This window comes from Gemmatimonadales bacterium, assembly GCA_036279355.1.
Lineage (GTDB): Bacteria > Gemmatimonadota > Gemmatimonadetes > Gemmatimonadales > GWC2-71-9 > DASQPE01.
In genome coordinates this window covers 140,010-158,242 of the sequence record DASUJH010000024.1, presented here as the reverse complement: position 1 = coordinate 158,242, position 18,233 = coordinate 140,010, and the positions used below count along the sequence as shown (strand labels likewise).

General features: G+C 67.9%; 17 protein-coding genes. 3 read left to right on the top strand and 14 right to left on the bottom strand.

The genetic code is table 11. From position 1 onward, the window contains the following. Nucleotides 1–3 precede the first annotated feature (3 nt). The 3 genes from VFW66_06605 to VFW66_06595 all read right to left on the bottom strand — a co-directional run bounded on the left by VFW66_06605 (nucleotide 4) and on the right by VFW66_06595 (nucleotide 3,328). On the bottom strand, nucleotides 4–1,410 hold the full coding sequence (locus VFW66_06605) for a TIGR01777 family oxidoreductase (GenBank protein ID HEX5386347.1): 1,407 nt from the start codon (nucleotides 1,408–1,410) through the stop codon (nucleotides 4–6). A gap of 28 nt (nucleotides 1,411–1,438) precedes the next feature. After that, nucleotides 1,439–2,524: a site-2 protease family protein gene (locus tag VFW66_06600; protein ID HEX5386346.1), complete on the bottom strand. Its 1,086-nt coding sequence runs from the start codon at nucleotides 2,522–2,524 to the stop codon at nucleotides 1,439–1,441. Nucleotides 2,525–2,623: 99 nt separating this feature from the next. After that, nucleotides 2,624–3,328: a hypothetical protein gene (locus VFW66_06595; protein ID HEX5386345.1), complete on the bottom strand. Its 705-nt coding sequence runs from the start codon at nucleotides 3,326–3,328 to the stop codon at nucleotides 2,624–2,626. A 296-nt stretch (nucleotides 3,329–3,624) separates the two neighbouring features. On the opposite strand from VFW66_06595, the gene speA reads away from it, so the two are divergent. The 3 genes from speA to VFW66_06580 are packed head-to-tail and all read left to right on the top strand — an operon-like array spanning nucleotide 3,625 to nucleotide 7,873. Then, on the top strand, nucleotides 3,625–5,604 hold the full coding sequence (gene speA, locus VFW66_06590; GenBank protein HEX5386344.1) for a biosynthetic arginine decarboxylase: 1,980 nt from the start codon (nucleotides 3,625–3,627) through the stop codon (nucleotides 5,602–5,604). A gap of 26 nt (nucleotides 5,605–5,630) precedes the next feature. Then, a complete protein-coding gene (phaE, locus tag VFW66_06585) occupies nucleotides 5,631–6,800 on the top strand; it encodes a class III poly(R)-hydroxyalkanoic acid synthase subunit PhaE (GenBank protein ID HEX5386343.1) in 1,170 nt (389 codons plus the stop codon). A gap of 2 nt (nucleotides 6,801–6,802) precedes the next feature. Continuing rightward, the gene (locus tag VFW66_06580; protein HEX5386342.1) at nucleotides 6,803–7,873 is read left to right on the top strand and encodes a class III poly(R)-hydroxyalkanoic acid synthase subunit PhaC; all 1,071 of its coding nucleotides are present in this window, start codon (nucleotides 6,803–6,805) and stop codon (nucleotides 7,871–7,873) included. Nucleotides 7,874–7,903: 30 nt separating this feature from the next. On the opposite strand, the gene VFW66_06575 is transcribed toward VFW66_06580, so the two are convergent. From VFW66_06575 to VFW66_06525, 11 genes are all read right to left on the bottom strand, one after another. Beyond that, nucleotides 7,904–8,266 carry a phasin family protein gene (locus VFW66_06575; protein HEX5386341.1) on the bottom strand — a complete coding sequence of 121 codons (363 nt, stop codon included), beginning with the start codon at nucleotides 8,264–8,266 and terminating at the stop codon, nucleotides 7,904–7,906. An 86-nt stretch (nucleotides 8,267–8,352) separates the two neighbouring features. Beyond that, entirely contained in the window at nucleotides 8,353–9,150 is a 798-nt protein-coding gene (phbB, locus tag VFW66_06570) for an acetoacetyl-CoA reductase (protein ID HEX5386340.1), read from the bottom strand. Between the two features lie 49 nt (nucleotides 9,151–9,199). Continuing rightward, nucleotides 9,200–9,700 (bottom strand): polyhydroxyalkanoate synthesis repressor PhaR, encoded by a 501-nt coding sequence (phaR, locus tag VFW66_06565; GenBank protein ID HEX5386339.1) that lies wholly within the window; start codon nucleotides 9,698–9,700, stop codon nucleotides 9,200–9,202. A 43-nt stretch (nucleotides 9,701–9,743) separates the two neighbouring features. After that, nucleotides 9,744–10,493 (bottom strand): acetoacetyl-CoA reductase, encoded by a 750-nt coding sequence (gene phbB / locus VFW66_06560; protein ID HEX5386338.1) that lies wholly within the window; start codon nucleotides 10,491–10,493, stop codon nucleotides 9,744–9,746. Nucleotides 10,494–10,496: 3 nt separating this feature from the next. Continuing rightward, nucleotides 10,497–11,675 (bottom strand): acetyl-CoA C-acetyltransferase, encoded by a 1,179-nt coding sequence (locus tag VFW66_06555; protein ID HEX5386337.1) that lies wholly within the window; start codon nucleotides 11,673–11,675, stop codon nucleotides 10,497–10,499. 99 nt (nucleotides 11,676–11,774) lie between these two features. Further along, nucleotides 11,775–13,058 carry a citrate synthase gene (locus VFW66_06550; protein ID HEX5386336.1) on the bottom strand — a complete coding sequence of 428 codons (1,284 nt, stop codon included), beginning with the start codon at nucleotides 13,056–13,058 and terminating at the stop codon, nucleotides 11,775–11,777. 116 nt (nucleotides 13,059–13,174) lie between these two features. Then, nucleotides 13,175–13,768, bottom strand: coding sequence for a site-2 protease family protein (locus tag VFW66_06545; GenBank protein HEX5386335.1), 594 nt, complete (start codon nucleotides 13,766–13,768; stop codon nucleotides 13,175–13,177). A gap of 80 nt (nucleotides 13,769–13,848) precedes the next feature. Further along, nucleotides 13,849–14,259, bottom strand: coding sequence for a preQ(1) synthase (gene queF, locus VFW66_06540; GenBank protein ID HEX5386334.1), 411 nt, complete (start codon nucleotides 14,257–14,259; stop codon nucleotides 13,849–13,851). 33 nt (nucleotides 14,260–14,292) lie between these two features. Then, entirely contained in the window at nucleotides 14,293–16,164 is a 1,872-nt protein-coding gene (locus VFW66_06535) for an acyl-CoA dehydrogenase family protein (GenBank protein ID HEX5386333.1), read from the bottom strand. A 45-nt stretch (nucleotides 16,165–16,209) separates the two neighbouring features. Continuing rightward, nucleotides 16,210–16,863 carry an outer membrane beta-barrel protein gene (locus tag VFW66_06530; GenBank protein ID HEX5386332.1) on the bottom strand — a complete coding sequence of 218 codons (654 nt, stop codon included), beginning with the start codon at nucleotides 16,861–16,863 and terminating at the stop codon, nucleotides 16,210–16,212. Continuing rightward, the gene (locus tag VFW66_06525) at nucleotides 16,864–18,225 is read right to left on the bottom strand and encodes an SGNH/GDSL hydrolase family protein (protein ID HEX5386331.1); all 1,362 of its coding nucleotides are present in this window, start codon (nucleotides 18,223–18,225) and stop codon (nucleotides 16,864–16,866) included. Nucleotides 18,226–18,233: the final 8 nt, after the last annotated feature.

The following is an 18,233-nucleotide window of genomic DNA, read 5'->3' as shown; positions in this document are numbered from 1 at the left end:
AAGCTACGCCGCCTGCCTCCCGAGCAGGAAGCGCAGCGCCGCTTCCAGCTCGGCGTGGCGGAAATGATAGCCGCTGGCTTCCAGGCGGGTGGGGAGCGCCCGCGCGCTCGCGAGCAGCGTGGCGTCCGCCATCTTGCCGATGGCGAGCCTGAGCGCACGAGCGGGCACCGGCAGAAGCGCGGGCCGGTGCAAGACCCTGCCCAGCGTGCGGACGAAATCGGCGTTCGTGACCGGCACCGGCGCGCCGGCGTTGAACGCGCCCGCAAGGCCGGGCGTCGCGATGGCATGGTGGATGATGCCGACCGCGTCGTCGATCGAAAGCCAGCTCAGCCACTGGCGGCCGCTGCCGATCGGACCGCCGAGCCCGAGCCGGAAGACCGGCAGCAGGCGGGCGAGTGCGCCCCCTGCCGGGCTCAGCACCACGCCGAGCCTCGGAATCGCGACCCGGATGCCGGCGGCGCGCGCCGGTTCAGTCGCCGCCTCCCACGCCTCGCATACTTCGACCAGGAATCCGGCAGGGGTGTCGAGGTCCGCCGCGCCCGGTGCGCTTCCGTCGGGCAGTGTTTCATCGCCCCGGTTTCCGTAGATGCCGACGCCGGACACCGACACGAGCACGGCCGGCGGCCGCGCAAGCCCCGCGAGCGCCCTCGCCAGCAGCGCCGTGCCGCGCGTGCGGCTCTCCCGGATCCGCCGCCGCCGCGCAGCCGTCCAGCGCCCCTCGCCGACGTTGGCCCCGGAGAGATGCACCACGGCGTCGACGCCCTCGAGCAACGCGCCGTCGAGCCGTCCAGCCGCGGGATCCCAGCCGATCTCACCCGGGCCGGGCGCGCGGCGCACGAGCCGCGTCACCCGATGCCCGCCTGCCGAGAGGAACGCCGAGAGCGATCGTCCGATGAGCCCGCTCGCGCCGCTGATCGCGACCCGAAGCGGCGCGAGCGCCGCGCGCGCGTGGGATGCGAGGTCGTCGCGCAGCACCGCGTGACGGTACGCCAGCATCCGCTCCAGCCGGGGGCGCACCCACCAGAGGTCGGCCGCCGCACCGGCGATCCCGTACGGCGCGGCGTATTCGATCCGATCGGTGAGAAAGGATGCGCTCTCGCCATCGGGTACGATCCGGTGGCTATGCAGCCAGTGGGAGAAAGGCCCTTCGGTTTGCGAATCGACGAATTGCCGGCCGGGCACCACCCCCTCGTGCCGCGCAGCCCAGCGCACGGGGACGGGCCCCGCGCGAACCCGGAGCACGGCCCGCGCGCCGTCTTCGATTCCGCCGGTACGCTCGACGACCTCGACCCGCTCCCACGGCGGCGTGAGCCGCTCGAACGCACCGGGTCGCGTGTGCCAGGCGTAGACCACGTCGGCCGGGTAGGGAAGGCGCGTGGTCCGCTCGACCACGGGAAAGCCGCCTGCCATGGTTACCGGGCGCGCGCCGGCCGCACGATCACCGCGTCGCCGCGGCGCGCCGCACCAGGAGCAGTTCCGAGATGTTGTCCATTGTGAGGAGCCCCACGAGTGCGCCCGCCGCATCCACTACCGGCAGCGCAGGCAAGCCGCTCGCCTTGAGCCGTTCCAACGCTTCGCCGAAGCCCAGCCCGGGCGAAACCGCCGGCGCCGGGGCGGTCATCACGTCGCCCACGATCGCATGCGGGCCGCGCTCGCGCAGTCCCCGAATGAGGTTGTCGCGGGTGAGAATTCCCTCGGTCCGGCCGAGATTGTCAACTACCGGGAACTCGCGTTGCTCGCCGGCGAGGAGCATGTCGACCGCGTCAGCCAGCGTGGCGTGGATGGGGATCGTGCGGAACTGGGTGACCATCACCTGCGACACGTTGAGCCCCGCGCCGGCCATGCGGGTCTCAACCGCGCTCGCTTCCGCACCGGCGCCGAGGAAGACGAATACGGCGATGAGGAGCAGAATCGGCCCGCCGCCGAAGAATCCCACGATACCCATGCCCACGGCGAGCAGTTGCCCCACTGCGCCCGCCACGCGCGTCGCCCGCGGCAGTCCCATCCGGGTCGCGAGCAGTGAGCGCAGCACCCGGCCGCCGTCCATCGGAAACGCGGGAATCAGGTTGAAGCCAAGCAGGAACAGGTTGAGCCACATGAGCCGCACCGCAAACCCGCCCGTGTCGAGCTCCGGTTGGCCGAGCCGGGGCGCGACGCCGGTGAGCAGCAGCCAGAGGTACAGCACCACGGCGATCGCGAGCGTCACGAGCGGGCCCGCAATCGCGATGGCGAACTCCTGCTCCGGCTCGTCCGGAATGCGCTCGAGCCGGGCGACGCCGCCGATGGGCAGCAAGATCACATCGGGCGTGCGCACGCCGAAGCGCTTCGCCATGAAAATGTGCCCGAACTCGTGGAACACGACGCACGCGAACAGCGCGATCGTGAACACCGTGCGATCGATGGCCGCCGGCGTCCCGCCGACCGCGTACGCCTCCCATGCGAGCCAGATGAGCAGCAGGAAGAACGTGACGTGGATCTTCACCTCCGTCCCCGCCACCTGCCCCAGCCGATAGGACCATTTCATGTCGGGCCGCCCCCAGAAACACACTGCCGGTTTCCCCCAAGATATACGGGGAAAGCCGGCAGGCGACCTGACCGGGCCACCGCGGTCGGCGGCGCGCCGTCAGACGATCACGCGGAGTCCGAACGCCGGGGCGGGCAAGCTTTCGACCGAAGCCGGGGCCGCGAGCTGCGGAGCGGAGAGAGCGGGCGCGGGCGAGTGCTCGATGCGCAGCTTTGGACTCTCGTTCGCCTGGAGGCGCCGCTCCGCTAACTGGGCCAGCGCGGCCCGGAACACCGCGTCGCCCTCTTTCACCGGAAGGTCGAAGCTCCGCACGTACACCATCACCGCTTCGTCGACCGTCATGTCGTCGGTGAGCAGTTCGGAGACCTCCACCGCCATCCGCACGTGCGTCGCCACGACGGCCGCCTCCGCCACGCAGGCCGCCATCCGCGAGTGGAGCGTCGTCTCCTCGACGTGATGCGCCCGGCGCCGCACCACGTCGACCCACCGGTCAGGCCGCCGCAACCGCTCCCAGTTCTCGGATCCGGCGCCCGCGTCCGATTCGGCCGGCACCTGCCGGGCGACGGCAAGGAGCGCCCGCGCGCGCACCGTCTCCTGCATCGCTATCGGCACCGCAACTTCGCGGAAGTAGCGCGCGAGCGCATCCATGAGCGGCAGTCGATCGGCCATCCGGTGCACGAAGATCACCGCCTGGCGCTGGTGCGTTTCGGTGAGCGCCTCCCAGGCCTGCGCGTAGGCAACCTGGAGCTCGAATCGCCGGGCGAGCGGCAGCCGACGCATCGTCTTCAACGTCATGGCGAACATGTGTTCTCCTCGTGCCGGATCGGGTTCTGCGTTCCCCGTGCAACTCTTTGCAACAGTTATGCTTAGGATTGCACCGACCACTTGTGCGACCTTCGTGCCGAGTGTCCGGCCACTGCCGGAGCCCGGACCGCTGGCGCCGAAGTGATGCCGCATGCGGAGGATGCGCACCACCGAGCCGGCCGGCCTCTGCGTGGCATCGCCACCACGGCGCGGCGCGGAAGCCTCAATCCTCCGCCGCGCACTCGGGAGTGCCGGGGCCTTGGCCGGCTTTGCTCGTCTTTCGACCGGCGTTACTTTTGGCCGCCTGTTCTCGAAGCCGGAGCGCCACCATCGCTACGATCGTCAGTCCGCCCGCCTGGACCACTCGGGACGCCGAAAAGCTCTACAACATGAGCGGCTGGGGCCTTGGCTACTTCCGCATCAACGAGCTGGGCCACGTCACCGTCCATCCCGACGGCAATCCGAAGCGCGGGCTCGATCTCTATCAGCTCGCCCTCGATCTCAACGCGCAGGGCGTCGGACTGCCGCTCCTGCTTCGGTTCTCCGACATCCTCCGCTCCCGCATCCAGGCGCTCGCCACCCAATTCGAGAGCGCCATCAAGGAGTTCGGCTACACCGGGAGCTACACCTCAGTCTACCCGATCAAAGTCAACCAGCAGCGCCACGTGGTGCAGGAGATCGTCGAGTTCGGCACGGCGCACGGGGTCGGGCTCGAGTGCGGCAGCAAGCCTGAGCTCATGGCCGTGCTCGGACTCAACGAGAGCGCGCACCACCTGATCGTCTGCAACGGATACAAGGACGAGGAGTTCATGCGCCTCGCCCTCATGGGCCAGAAGCTGGGCCACACCGTGATGATCGTGCTGGAGCAGTTGAACGAGCTGGACGTCCTGCTGCGCGTGGCGGACGAAATGAACGTGCGGCCGACGGTGGGTGTGCGGATCAAGCTCGCGAGCGAGGGGTCGGGGCGCTGGGCCAAGAGTGGCGGCGAGGAGTCCAAGTTCGGGCTCAACGCGGTGGAGCTGGTGAAGGTCCTCGACCATCTCACCCGCACCGGCCGTCAGGATCTGCTTCGGCTGGTGCACTTCCATCTCGGCAGCCAGATCCCGGACATCCGCTTTATCAAGGCGGGCCTCGAGGAGATCGGCCGCTACTACAGCGAGCTCCGCAACCTGGGCTTCGACCACCTCGACCACGTCGACGTGGGCGGCGGCCTGGGCGTGGACTACGACGGCTCCCGAAGCACGCGGCCGGCCAGCGTCAACTACTCGATCCGTGAGTACGCCAATGACGTGGTCTACACCCTCGGTGGCGTCTGCCGCGCCGAGGAGTTGCCGATGCCGAACCTCATCTCGGAATCCGGCAGGGCGCTCACCGCGCACCACTCGCTTCTGCTGGTGAACGTGATCGACGTAGAGTCGCTGGCCGACCCGGTGCCGCCCGTGCTCCGCCCGGACCCGCAGCAGTTGCTGGTGGAGATGGCGGAAAACCTCGAGTCCGTGTCGCCGGACCGGGTGCAGGAGGTCTTCCACGACGTAGTCTTCGCAAAGGAGCGCGCCCAGGAATACTTCGCGAGCGGTGTGTTCTCGCTCCGCGACAAGGCCGACGCCGAGCAGTTCTATTTCTGTACGCTCAGGGCCATCAGTGCCGCCGTCGCCGACGACAAGGCGGCATACCCCGAGATCGCGGCGCATATCGATGCGGTGCTGGTGGATCGGTATTTTTGCAATTTTTCGGTGTTCCAGTCGCTTCCCGACAACTGGGCCATCGACCAGATCTTTCCGATCATGCCCATCCATCGGCTCGACCAGCCGCCCACCCGGCGCGGGACGCTGCAGGACATCACCTGCGACTCCGACGGCGTGATCGACCGCTTCGCCGGCGGCCGGAAGGGAAAGCCCTCGCTCGACCTTCACCCGGTCACGGACGCCCCCTACATCCTCGGCATCTTTCTCACCGGAGCGTATCAGGAAATTCTCGGGGACCTGCACAACCTGTTCGGCGACACCAACGCGGTGCACGTGCGGCTCACCGACCGCGGCTACGAGGTTACCGACCTCGTGCATGGCGACACAGTGACCGAAGTGCTCAACTACGTGCAGTATCATGCCTCGAATCTGCTTGCCACGTTTCGGCGCAAGGTGAACGGAGCCAAGGATCTCTCGCGCCAGGAGGCGAACAGTTTCATCGCCGACTACGTGGCGGGGCTCGAGGGATACACCTACCTCGAGGGCGACATCCCCAAGGAAATCGACGCGGCATCCGCCGCCGACGGCTGAATCCGTGCAGGGAGGCAGCGCCATCCATGTTGCGCTGCAACATACCGCCTGCTAACTTCTCCCCCGGCGCCGGCCATGCCGATCGTACTGCGCGCGCGCCGGCTGCGCCCTTCCACCGAGGCGACCGACTCGTGAGCGACGACTCCACATCGCCATTCTCCACTAACCCCTGGCTAGAGGCACAGCGCCAGTACCTCGATGCATGGGGCGCCATGTGGCGCGCCGCCGCACCGAGCGCGGCACCCGCTCCGACATCACCGGCCGACTCGGCCGGCCAGACATGGAGCGATTCGGTGACCGCATGGTGGCGCTCGCTCATCGCGCCGAGCGCGCCTCCGCCGATGCAGACCGTGCTTGCCGCGGTGCTCGCCCAGGGCCAGGCCTATCTCCAGATGGGCGAGACGTTCATGCGGCTCTTGCAGCGCATGGGCCGCCCGGAGGCCGCGGCGGAACGCTGGCAGGAGCAGGTCGCGGCGTATTTTGGCGACCTCAAGGCGGGCTTCTCCAACGGCTCGCACGGCGCCGCGCCGCTCCGCTCCCTGATGGCGTTCTGGGAGTTGCCGCTCGACACATGGCGGCGCACCGTCTCGAGCTCCGCCGCCACGCCCGGCGACTTCCTCGCCGGTCTCAAACCTCAGGGTGCCTCCGACTTCACCGACGATCTGCACGAGCGGCTCGGCCGATTCTTGTCGGTGCCCGCGCTGGGCTATACCCGCGAGTGGCAGGAGCGGGGGCAGCAACTGCTGCGGCTCGGGCTCGAGTATCAGCGTGCATTCCAGGACTATGCCGAAGTGGTCAGCAAGCTCGGGGTCGACGCCATCGATGTCTTCCAGCGCCGGCTGGTTGAGCGCGGCGATGCCGGAACGCCGATCACGACCCTCCGCGAGGCATTTGACCTCTGGGTCGATGCCGGCGAGGAGGCGTACGCGAAGCTCGTAAGCACCGACGAGTATGCGGAGGTTTACGGCACCCTGGTAAATCGACTGATGGCGCTGAAGCAGCAGGGCCGCCGCATGGTGGATGAGGCGGCAGGTGGCTTCGGTCTTCCGACCGCGAGAGATCTGAGCGCGGTGCAGCGGCGCCAGCAGGAGCTCAACCGCGAAGTTGCGGCGCTCCGGCAGGAGCTCGCGGCGCTCCGCACGAGGCGGACCTGGAGCCAAACCCCGGCGCCCAGCGCCGGCGGCGCCGAGGAGTGAGCGTGCTGCCACCAGAAACGTTTCGGATCACGCCCGATCAGGCCATGCGGGAAATGCAGGATTTCGGCGCCCGCCTCACCCGCGGACTTCAGACGCTCGGCGACCTTGGCGAGATCGACGTCGGCGCGACTGCCAAGGACGTGGTCTACCGCGAGGGCAAGATGGTGCTCTATCGGTTCCGCCCGCTCGCGCGCGAGCTGCGCCGGGTCCCGGTAATGATCACCTACGCGCTGGTCAATCGCCCTTACATGATCGATCTCCAGGAGGATCGATCACTGGTGCGGGGGATGCTCAAGGGCGGCCTCGACGTGTATCTCATCGATTGGGGCTACCCCGACGGAGGCGACCGCTTCCTCTCACTCGACGACTACATCAACGGCTACATGGATCGTTGCGTGGACGTGATCCGACGGCGCCACGCGCTGGACAAGATCAATCTCCTCGGCATTTGTCAGGGCGGCACGTTCTCCCTCTGTTACGCGGCGCTCCACCCAGAAAAGGTTCGCAATCTCATCACGACGGTCACCCCGGTGGACTTCCACACGCCCGACAACCTGCTCAGCCGGTGGGTGCGCCACCTCGACGTCGACCTGCTCGTCGACACCTTGGGCAACATTCCCGGCGAGCTGCTCAACTGGACCTATCTCTCGCTCAAGCCGTTCCGGCTCACCGGCCAGAAGTATCTCGACATGGTGGACCAGCTCGAGAGCCCGGCCAAGGCCAAGAGTTTCGTGCGGATGGAGAAGTGGATTTTCGACAGCCCGGATCAGGCGGGGGAGGCGTTCCGGCAGTTTACCAAGGACTTCTATCAGCGAAACGCATTGATCAAGGGCGAGGTGTCGATCGGCGGCCACCCGGTCGATCTCACGCGGGTGGCGATGCCGGTGCTCAACATCTACGCGGCTGACGACCACCTCGTGCCGCCGGCCGCCTCCAGAGTGCTTGGGGACTACGTGGGGACCGACGACTACACCGCGCTCGAGTTTCCCGGCGGTCACATCGGCCTCTATGTGAGCGGCAAGTCGCAGGCGACCATTCCTCCCGCAATCTGCCGGTGGCTGTCGGAGCGGTAGCAGTCGACGGCTACCGCTCCCCACCGATGCTTACGCCGCCTTCTTCTGCTGCTCGGCGGCGGCCTGCGCGTTCTGCACGCCCTTCTCCACCCATCCCGTGTACTCGTGCTGCGCATCCGTGAGCAATTCGTTGCTCTTGCGCGCGATGCCGACGAGCTTCTGGCCGTACTCATTGGCGAGTGCCGCCTGGTTGGCCGACACCTCCGAGTAGCTCTTGGGTGCGGCGGCGATCTGCAGGCCTCTGGTGACGGTCTGAACCGAGACCTCGAACGCCTCGAGCTGCTGCTCGGCGAGGCCCTTGAACGCCCGGCTGTTGATGTCGCTCAGCTGGCGGACCGCATCGAGCGCGGCGTTTGCGAACTTGGTCCACTGGTCGATCAATTCGTTCTGCATGGTCTCCTCGGGCGTGGGCGTTTGTGCACTGCACCAATTGCTGCGGCGCAACATACGAATGCGGCCCATCACTGTCAAGCCCACCGCTATGCCATGAACAGGCCGCCATTTACGGAGATGGTCGCACCGGTGATGTAGCCGCTTGCCTCGGCCGCCAGGAATGCCACTACTCGAGCGATCTCCTCCGGTCGGGCGAGCCGGCCGACGGGGATCTGCTCCACGATGCTTTCACGGATCGGCTCCGGAATGGCCTTCACCATCGAGGTGTCCACGTACCCCGGCGCCACCGCGTTGACGGTTACGCCGTGCGGTGCCACTTCGCGGGCCAGGCTCCGGGTAAAGCCGAGCAGGCCGGCTTTGGCCGATGAGTAATTGGTCTGGCCGAACTGTCCCTTGAGCCCGTTTACCGACGAGATGTTGATGATCCGGCCGTAGCGCCGAGCCAGCATGCCCTCGATGAAATTCCGGGTCACGTTGAACGCGCTGTCGAGGTTGGTGCGGAGGACTGCGAACCACTGGCTCGGCTCCATCTTCGCGAGCGTCCGGTCCCGCGTGATGCCGGCGCAATTCACCAGCACCCCTACCGGACCCACCGTGGACTCGACAGTGCGCGCGAGCGCGACGCTGCTCTCGTAGGATGCCACGTCACAGGGGAGCGCGATGAAATGGTAGCCCTCGGCGCGCCGGTCGCCCAACCAGCATTGCGCCAGCTCCGCTTCCTGCGGGAGGTACGTCGCGACCACGCGGTTGCCCGCGTCGGCGAGCGCACGGCAGACGGCGGTGCCGATACCCCCGATACCGCCGGTAACGACGGCGACGTCGGGACTCGGCGCGGCGTTCCGTGAGGCCGATTCGTCAGGTTCCCATGACATCGCTGCCGCCATGTGCGAACTCCCGGAGTGAAATGGTGTGGCCGGAGCCGCCGGCGCGCCGTCAGCCCGGCGCGCCGTTCGCATCGGGGCCACGCGCTGCCTTGCCGCGCGCACGCTGCGCCGCCAGTGCATCGAAAAATCCCCGCTGCATCCGGCTCCAAAGCTCGAGATTCTGCTGGCTCAGGTCGGTCCAGATCGTGAACGGGTTGGCGCTCGCCGCCCCGCGCAATTGCTGCTCGTAGCGCTCCTGCTGCTCGGCAAACACCGCGAGGCTCCGCTCGAGGAAATCGGACGCGAGGCTCTGCACGGTGTCGCCGTAGAAGCGGATGACTTGCTGGAGGACGTCCGCGGAGAAGATCGGCTTCCCGTTCTCCTCCTGCTCGGTGATGATCTGCAGGAGGGTGCTTCGCGTCAGATCCTCGTCGGTCTTGGCGTCGAGGATGCGGAAGTCCACGCGCTCCAACACCAGCCGCCGCACGTCGTCCACGGTGATGTACCGGCTCTCGGCGGTATCGTAGAGACGCCGGTTGGGGTACTTCTTGATGAGGCGCGGCTCGGTCATGTGCGGACCCTTTCGCGAAAGCGGGCGCGGTCGGCGCCCACCCTCACATCATGTGGTGGCCCCCGTTGCACGAGATACTCGCGCCGGTGATGAATCCGGCCTCGTCCGATGCGAGAAAATTCACCGCGTACGCCACCTCGTCCGGAGTTCCGAGACGGCCCACCGGAATGTCCGCGATGATCTTCTTGCGGACATCCTCGGGCATGGCCATGACCATGTCGGTGGCGATGTATCCGGGGGAGATGGTGTTCACTGTCACGCCTTTCCGGGCCACTTCCTGGGCGAGCGCCATTGTGAAGCCGTGCATCCCTGCCTTGGCGGCGGCGTAGTTGGTCTGGCCGATCTGACCCCGTTGCCCGTTGATGGACGAGATATTGATCACCCGACCGAACCCGCGCTCGGTCATCCCCTGAATCACGTGACGCGTCACGTTGAAGAGGCTGTCGAGATTGGTGTTGAGCACGGTGTGCCACTGCTCGGGGGTCATCTTGCGGAAGGTGGTGTCGTACGTCACGCCCGCATTGTTTACGAGCACGGCGAGCGGACCCAGGTCGCGCTCGATCCGTTCGATCATCTGGCGGCAGCCGTCGAAGTCGGTCACGTCGGCTTCGTACGTTGCGAAGTCGTAGCCCTTGCCCTTCCAGGTCTTGCGCCAGGCGCTCGTCTTCTCCGCGCTGCGGAAGTTGGTGGCGACCTTGAACCCTGCGTCGGCCAGTCGGTGACAGATGGCCGTCCCGATGCCGCCGGTGCCGCCGGTGACGAGCGCCACGCGGCCGTTCGACTTGTGGGCCATGGCTCAGCGCTCCACGGCGAGCGCCACGCCCTGGCCGCCGCCGATGCAGAGGGTCGCCAGCCCGCGCCGGGCCTGCCGCCGCGCCATCTCGTGGAGCAACGTCACCAGCACCCGCGCGCCCGACGCTCCGATCGGGTGGCCGAGTGCGATGGCGCCGCCGTTTACGTTGACGCGCTCCGGGTCCCAGCCGATCTCGCGGTTCACTGACAGCGCCTGCGCCGCGAAGGCCTCGTTGGCCTCGATGAGGTCGAGGTCGGCCGGCTTCCAGCCCGCCTTCTCGAGACACCGGCGGGTGGCGGGGATCGGCCCCGTGCCCATGATGGCCGGGTCCACACCCGCGCTCGCGTAGGCCACCACTCGCGCGAGCGGCTTGAGCCCGAGCTCCTTGGCGCGGCTCTCGGACGTGACGATCACCGCGGCGGCGCCATCGTTGATGCCGGAGGCGTTGCCGGCCGTGACCGTGCCCGAGCTGTCGAACGCCGGCCGCAGCTTGCCCAGACCTTCGGCTGTGGTGCCCGCGCGGGGAAACTCGTCGGTGTCGAACACCACCGGGTTGCCCTTCTTCTGCGGGATTTCGACGGGGATGATCTCGTCTTTGAAGCGTCCCGCCTTCTGGGCCGCTTCCGCCCGCTGCTGCGATACCGCGGCAAAGCGGTCCTGATCTTCGCGCGAGATGCAGAACTGTTTCGCGATGTTCTCCGCAGTGACGCCCATGTGGTAGTTGTTGAAGGCGTCCCAGAGCCCGTCGGTGATCATGCTGTCCTGCAGGGCCCATTCACCCATCTTGGTCCCGAGGCGCGACTTGGGCAGCACATGCGGCGCGAGGCTCATGTTTTCCTGGCCCCCCGCGATGATCACTCCGGCGTCACCGCACCGGATCGCCTGGGCGGCGAGATGCACGGCCTTGAGCCCGCTCCCGCACACCTTGTTGATCGTCATGGACGGAGTGGACGCGGGGAGCCCCGCCTGGATCGCAGCCTGACGCGCCGGATTTTGCCCGGCACCAGCGGTAAGTACTTGGCCGAGAATGACTTCGTCAACATGCTCGGGGCGGAGGCCGCTCCGGCGGAGCAAGCCCCCGATGACCGTCGCCCCAAGACTGCTGGCCGGCATCCCCGCGAGCGCCCCGCCGAAGGAGCCGATGGCCGTGCGGCCGGCGGCGATGATGAAGACAGGTTCCATCTGGTGACCTCCTCGGCGCTTCCCGAATTGCTGCGACGCAGCAAATACTAATGCGCGCCGGCCGATCTCACCAGAGGTGTGGCCTCGGAGGGCCGCTGCCTACCGCTTGTCGAGTGGGATGTAGTCGCGCTCTCCCGGGCCAACGTAGATCTGGCGCGGCCGGGCAATCTTCTGCTCCGGGTCGCACAGCATCTCCTCCCATTGGGCCAGCCAGCCGGGAGTACGCCCGAGCGCGAAAAGCACCGTGAAGTAGTCCCGGGGATAGCCCATGGCCTCGTAGATGAGGCCGGAGTAGAAGTCCACGTTGGGATACAGCTTGCGGCTCACGAAATAGTCGTCTTCGAGCGCGATGCGCTCGAGCTCCAGCGCAATCTCGAGCCGCGGGTTGAGTCCCGTTTGCGCAAAAACCTCGTAGGCCACTCGCTTGATCAGCTTGGCGCGGGGGTCATACGACTTGTACACCCGGTGCCCGAAGCCCATGAGGCGGCCGTGGCCCTCTTTCACCGATTTGACGAACCGCCCCACGTTCCGCTTGTCGCCAATCTCATCGAGCATGGCGAGCGCCGCCTCGTTCGCGCCGCCGTGGAGCGGGCCGTAGAGCGCCGCGATGCCCGCCGACACTGCCGAGAACGGATCAACGTGGGACGAGCCCACGTCGCGCACCGCCGTGGTTGAGCAGTTCTGCTCGTGATCCGCATGGAGAATGAGCAGGATCTCGAGGGCGCGCTGCAGGACCTTATTGGGCTGGTGGTTGCCCCCGATGCTGAAGGTCATGTTCACGAAGTTCGCGATGTAGTCGCGGTCGTTCTCCGGAAATACGAACGGCAGGCCGCGGGAATGGCGGAACACGAACGCCGCGATCGTCGGCAGCTTGGCCAGGAGCCGGATGCGCTGCAGCCGCCGATTCTCGGGGTCCTGCACGTGCTTCGCGTCGGGATAGAACGTCGAAAGCGCGCCCACCGTGCCGAGCAGCATGCCCATCGGGTGCGCGTCGTACCGGAAGCCCTCGAGGAACTTGGTGACGTTCGTGTGGACGTAGGTGTGGTTGCGGACCTCTTCGGTCCAGGCGTCGAGTTGGGCCCGCGTCGGCAGCTCGCCCTCGATGAGCAGCCAGGCGACCTCGAGAAACGAGGCCTGCTCGGCGATCTGCTCGATCGGGTAGCCGCGGTAGCGCAGGATGCCGAGGTCGCCGTTGATGTAGGTGATCGCGCTGCGGCACGCCGCCGTATTCATGAACGCCGGATCGTACGACATGAGTCCGAAATCGGACTCCGACGTGCGGATCTGGCGGAGATCCATGGCGCGAATCGTCCCGTTGGTAATCGGCAGCTCGTACGTCTTGCCGGTGCGGTCGTCGGTGACGGTCAGCGTGTCTTTGGCCACGTCTAACGTCCTTTGGAGAGGTGCGGTGCTGTCGCCAGCGGCCCCGGTGGGCAAAGATATTCACGCCCGCGAGGGCGGGAAACCACGCATACATCGGGCCGCCGTGGCGGCGCCGTTCAGCGATGGTCGGTACGCGCGTCGACGCGGCGGCGCACGGCGCTCAGCTGTTGCAGCAGGTGCCGGCCGTCGGACGAGAAGCAGGGAAGCAGGTTGAGGTAGCCGGCGAGGTTTGCCACCACGGCGTAGAGCGCGAGATCGCCGAGCGGCGTGCCGAGGGCGGGCTGCCCGGACCACGACCAGTTGGCGATCACTGCCAGCGCCCCGAACAGGTTGCTGATCCCTCCGGCCGCGGAGATGAGCGGCGCGCGCCAGGCGCCGTGGACCCACTCGAAGTGGGACCGCTCCGATATTCCGAGACCCCGGTAGCCGATGGCAGCGGCATCCGCGTCGAGAAGTGCGACCGATCCCGCGAGAGGCAAGATGCCGATGCGCAGTTGGCAGCCAGCCACGACACCATCGAACACCGCCGGCCCGATGCCGAGCCGCACGCCCCAGATCCGCACCCCGAGCGCGCGGGCCATCGTGGCGTGGCCGATCTCGTGGACGTACAGTGCAATCCACGCGGCGACGTAGGCGAGAGTGAGTGGCCCGAGCACCGCGTGCACGAGCAGGTCCGGCACGTCGGGCAGCGGGTGCAGAGATGAGATCATCGACGCCAGCATGATACAGTCCGCCACTGATGCTGTCGGGAAAACGTAGGGCGGGGCCGGCTAGTTCGCGATGATCCGGCTCACAGCGCAGGCGCGGCGTGCGGCGCGCGCGGGAGCGTGACCGTGCACGTCGTCTCGAAGCCGCCACGCACGTTGTACCGCGTCGAAACGATGAGGCGCCGCGGTTCGAGCAGCCGGAACAGATCTTCGGCGATCCGCGCGGTCGCGTGCTCCTGGAAGATGCCGACGGCGCGGTAGCTCGTCACGTAATACTTGAGACTCTTGAGCTCGACGCACCGGTCCGAGGGCACGTAGCGGATGGTGAGCGCGGCAAAGTCCGGCAGGCCGCTGTACGGGCAGACCGCGCTGAACTCGCGGGTCTCGGTGACGATATCCTGCTCGGGCCCCGCGTACCCGAAGGTCTCGAGCACGCCGGCGTCGATTGCTTCGGGGCCGGTGAACGGAAGCGTTCTGCCTTCGGCGACTGCCATGATGCGCGATGCTCCTCGGGTGTGGCGTCGAATCTATCCGCGGGCGATGCCCGATTCCATCCAGGCGTGCTCGCCCCTGAGCACCTCCTGTGCCACGCGGTAGGTCTCAGTATCGTCGTTGTCGAACACCGCGCGGAAGCGGTCGTGGACGCGCCGGCGGGCGGCGCGGCTGAACACGTCGGCCAGCGCGACGGGCCCGCGGTTGGAGGGATCGCGTCGCGCCATCGCGTGCGCGCGCGAGCAGGTGGCGGTGATTGCCAGCAGCTCCGCGCCGATTTCCACGAGGCGAAACAGCACGGCCTGCCGCTTCTCGAGCCGCGGGCCGAACCGGAGCATGCAATGAAACAGCGTGCGGGCGAGCCGGCGCGACGCGCGGCCCACGAAACGCAGGTGGCTCGCGAGAGGGCCGAATTCGGAATGGCGCGGCGCCCGGTCCCAGCCGAGGTAGAGTCGCGGGTACCACGCGGCGTAGTACGCGCCTGACCGGAGCAGGGCCCGGATCTTCTGCGGGGTCGGAGCCGAAGGGTCGATGAGATCGCCGGCCACGCGGAGGTGCGTGTCCACCGCCTCGCGGGCAATGAAGAGCCGCATGATCTCGCTCGAGCCCTCGAAGATGAGATTGATGCGCATGTCTCGCATCATCCGCTCGATCGCGTCCGGCCGCTCGCCCCGGCTCCGAAGACTGTCAGCCGTCTCGTAGCCGCGGCCGCCCTTGATCTGGAGGGTGTCGTCCACCAGGCGCCAGGCGGTCTCGGTGTTCCACATCTTGGCCATCGCGGCCTCGAGGCGGATGTCGGCGTTGCCGCGGTCCGCGAGGAGGGAAGCGAGATCCGACACCGCGTCCATCGCGAAGGTGTCGGCCGCCATGCGGCCCAGCTTCTGGGCGATGGCGTCATGCCGGCCGATCGCCTGGCCCCACTGCACCCGCTCCGCCGCCCAGCGACGCGAGATCTCGACGCAACGCTTGCCCGCAGCCGCGCACGAGGCGGGGAGCGTGAGGCGGCCGGTGTTGAGCGTGACGAGCGCGAGCTTGAGCCCGCGGCCTTCGCCCCAGAGCACGTTCTCGACGGGCACGCGGACATCGTGAAAGCGAACGATGCCGTTTTCGAGCGCCTTGAGCCCCATGAAATGGAGGCGCTGCACCACTTCGACGCCCGGCCAGCCGGTTTCGACGATGAACGCGGTGATCCGGCGCGGCCCGGTGCGCGCCATCACGACCATCAGCTCGGCGATGGTGCCGTTGGTGCACCAGAGCTTCTCGCCGTTCAGCACGTAGTGGCTGCCGTCGGCGGACAGCTCGGCGGTCGTCGTCATGGCCGCGGGATCGGAGCCCACGTTCGACTCGGTAAGCGCAAAGGCCGACACGGCGCCGCGCGCAAGCCGCGGGAGATAGCGCCGCTTCTGCTCCGGCGTGCCGAAGAGTTTGAGCGGTTGCGGTACGCCGATCGACTGCGCCGCGGAGAGCAGCGCGGTGAGATTACCGTCTCGGCTCGTTACGAGGCCGATCGCGTGGGTGTAGCTCGTCTGGCTCAGCCCGAGGCCGCCGTACTCTTCGGGGATCTTGATGCCGAAGGCGCCGATCTCGCGCAGGCCCGCGATGATCTCGGGCGGAATCTTGCCCTCGCGATCGATCCGATCGCTGTCGACCTTCTCGGTGAGGAATCGCTCAAGCCGGGCCAGGAAGGGGCGAGCCTTTTCGATGTCGGCCGGGTCCTGCTCGGGGAAGGGATGCACGAGGTCGAGGCGGAACGCGCCCTCGAAGAGCTGGCGCACGAAGCTTGGCGCCTGCCACTCCTTTTCGCGCGCCGCCTCGGCGACTTCGCGCGCCTCCTGTTCGGTGGCAAGGGGCGACGCGCCGGCGGGATGGCGCGTGGGATCGGGCGGTGGCGCGATGGCATCGGTCATGAAAGGATGGTCGCGCCACGGGATTGCGGCGTCAAGCGCTCCGGTTCAGATGGTGAAGCCGAACAGCATCGCCCACGTGCGGTTCTTGAACTGGGCGTCGGTCGTGACGGTCCGAAGGCCGAAGGTCTCGCGCAGCTCGAGCCGGAGGGCCGAGCGGCGCCAGGAATATTCCAGTCCGCCGCCCACGATGGCGCCGAAGTCCACGCCGCGGATGCCTACGCCTCCAGCTGCGGAATCGCCGCAGGTGACCTGCACCACCTGGCCCGGCACCTCCGCCTGGAAATCGCAGCCGATATTGAAGGAGGCCGATCCGCCGCCGAAGATGACCGGTCGGACGTGCCGGCTGCCGACGGGAATCGCGACGCGGGCGAGGAGCGGAAAGTCGAGATAGACAAGCTGCGCGCTGATGCGGATCGGCACGCCGTCGAGCGTCCCGGTGAGTCCGCCGCCGCGCTTGGCGATGAAGAGCTCGAGTTGCGCACCGACCGGGCCGGCCACGCGCCGGTCGACGAACACTCCGAAGAGCGTGCCGTCCCGGCTCTCGTTGAGCGTTCCGCCGCCAACATCCGTGAATCCGGCCCGCGAGTAACCGAGCTGGACACCCAGTGCCACCGGTGCCGTCTGCGCCCGCGCGGCGGCGGGAGCGCCGAGAGCAGCGAGGGCCAGAACGGAGGCGAAAGCCCGCCGCGAGATGCGCACTCAGTGCCGCGCGGCGCGCCTCGCGCGCACGGCAGGCGCCGTATCGGGCGCTTGGGCGATTGCGGTTCGATCGAGATATCCGCGCTCGACAATGCGCGCCGCCAGGACATCCGCGGCGAGACTGTCGGCCGCAGGGTTCGGGTGGGGATCGTACGGCATGGCCCACCAACGTGCCCAGTTGCCGCCCTGGGCCGCTAGCACCGGGATGAGATCGACCACATCCAATCCCGCCGTGCGCCCCGTCCGGGCCACGCGATCCACGAGCTCGCGCCAAGGGTAGGTTTCGGCGGTCCAGACTCCGCGCGCGGGTGTGGGGTAAAGCAGGAGCAGGGCCGGCACGCGACGCTGCGCGGCCGAGTCGCCGATTTCGCGAAGCGCGGCGGCGAGCTGCGTCCATGCGACGCCGGCCGTGTCGTAGCGCGGCGTGTATCCCTCCGGCCGGGCGAGCCATGCCTCCGCCCGGCGCTCGAGCAGGAAGAGCAGCGCGCTGTGGCGGATCGCGCCCTCGCTCAGCCGTGGAGGAAGGAGGGAGACGTCGCGATCCTGGGTCGTCTCGAAGTTCGGACCGCTCACCGCCGCGTCATTCAAGGTGTACTGCACGATGATGAGATCCGGTTGCCACTGCCAGCCGAACCGGCGGAGCAGCTCGGCCTCGTTTGCGGTGCTCCATCCCTTCTGGCCGGTGTTCACCACCTCGACCGGCCGCCCGAGCCGGTGCGTGAGGCGACGCTCGAGCGCCGCGGGCCAGGTGTCTTCCGTGCGCGCGATCTTGTCGCCCCAGGTGAACGAATCGCCGAATGCGAGCACGCGCAGCACGCCAGGTCGGCGCGCCAGCCGCTCGTAGGGTGATCGCATGTTGAAGAGATTGCTCCGCCAGATCCCATCGTAGCGGGTGTTCCAGGCCATGAGCTCGGAGGGCGCGCCGAGCCGTGCGGCGTATACGTGTCCGAGCAGGAACTCGAGCGCGCCGCCGCCGATCAGCATGGCAAGGCCGGTGAGAATGATGCCGCCGAGCAGACCGTGCACGCGCGCAGGGCCGCCGCGCAACGCGGCGAGCATCACACCGGCGCCAAGCAGGGCCGTGAGGAGCAGCGCCCCCGAGACGCTAAACAGGAACGCGGTGACGATAATCAGGCCCGCCGCGAGTATCAGCGCGACGCGCGGCGCACGGGTCCGCATGGCCTCACTCAACTCCTTCGCCGCGCGGTCGGCCCAGGTGCGCGACGCAAGGAGTAACGCACCCGGTGCGAGGACGACGAGCAGAAGGGTCGCCACGGCGAGGGAGCCCGGCGGCGGGGTGGTGAAGCAGAGGACGGCGAGCACCACCCAGGCAAGGCGAAGCTCAGTGGCCGTAAGCGGCACGGCGGGTT

Coding starts and splice junctions, on each gene's coding strand:
- VFW66_06605 (HEX5386347.1), bottom strand. CDS start 1,410: ATGGCAGGCGGCTTTCCCGTGGTCGAGCGGACCACGCGCCTTCCCTAC.
- VFW66_06600 (HEX5386346.1), bottom strand. CDS start 2,524: ATGAAATGGTCCTATCGGCTGGGGCAGGTGGCGGGGACGGAGGTGAAG.
- VFW66_06595 (HEX5386345.1), bottom strand. CDS start 3,328: ATGTTCGCCATGACGTTGAAGACGATGCGTCGGCTGCCGCTCGCCCGG.
- phaE (HEX5386343.1), top strand. CDS start 5,631: ATGTTGCGCTGCAACATACCGCCTGCTAACTTCTCCCCCGGCGCCGGC.
- VFW66_06575 (HEX5386341.1), bottom strand. CDS start 8,266: ATGCAGAACGAATTGATCGACCAGTGGACCAAGTTCGCAAACGCCGCG.
- phbB (HEX5386340.1), bottom strand. CDS start 9,150: ATGGCGGCAGCGATGTCATGGGAACCTGACGAATCGGCCTCACGGAAC.
- phaR (HEX5386339.1), bottom strand. CDS start 9,700: ATGACCGAGCCGCGCCTCATCAAGAAGTACCCCAACCGGCGTCTCTAC.
- phbB (HEX5386338.1), bottom strand. CDS start 10,493: ATGGCCCACAAGTCGAACGGCCGCGTGGCGCTCGTCACCGGCGGCACC.
- VFW66_06555 (HEX5386337.1), bottom strand. CDS start 11,675: ATGGAACCTGTCTTCATCATCGCCGCCGGCCGCACGGCCATCGGCTCC.
- VFW66_06545 (HEX5386335.1), bottom strand. CDS start 13,768: ATGATCTCATCTCTGCACCCGCTGCCCGACGTGCCGGACCTGCTCGTG.
- queF (HEX5386334.1), bottom strand. CDS start 14,259: ATGGCAGTCGCCGAAGGCAGAACGCTTCCGTTCACCGGCCCCGAAGCA.
- VFW66_06535 (HEX5386333.1), bottom strand. CDS start 16,164: ATGACCGATGCCATCGCGCCACCGCCCGATCCCACGCGCCATCCCGCC.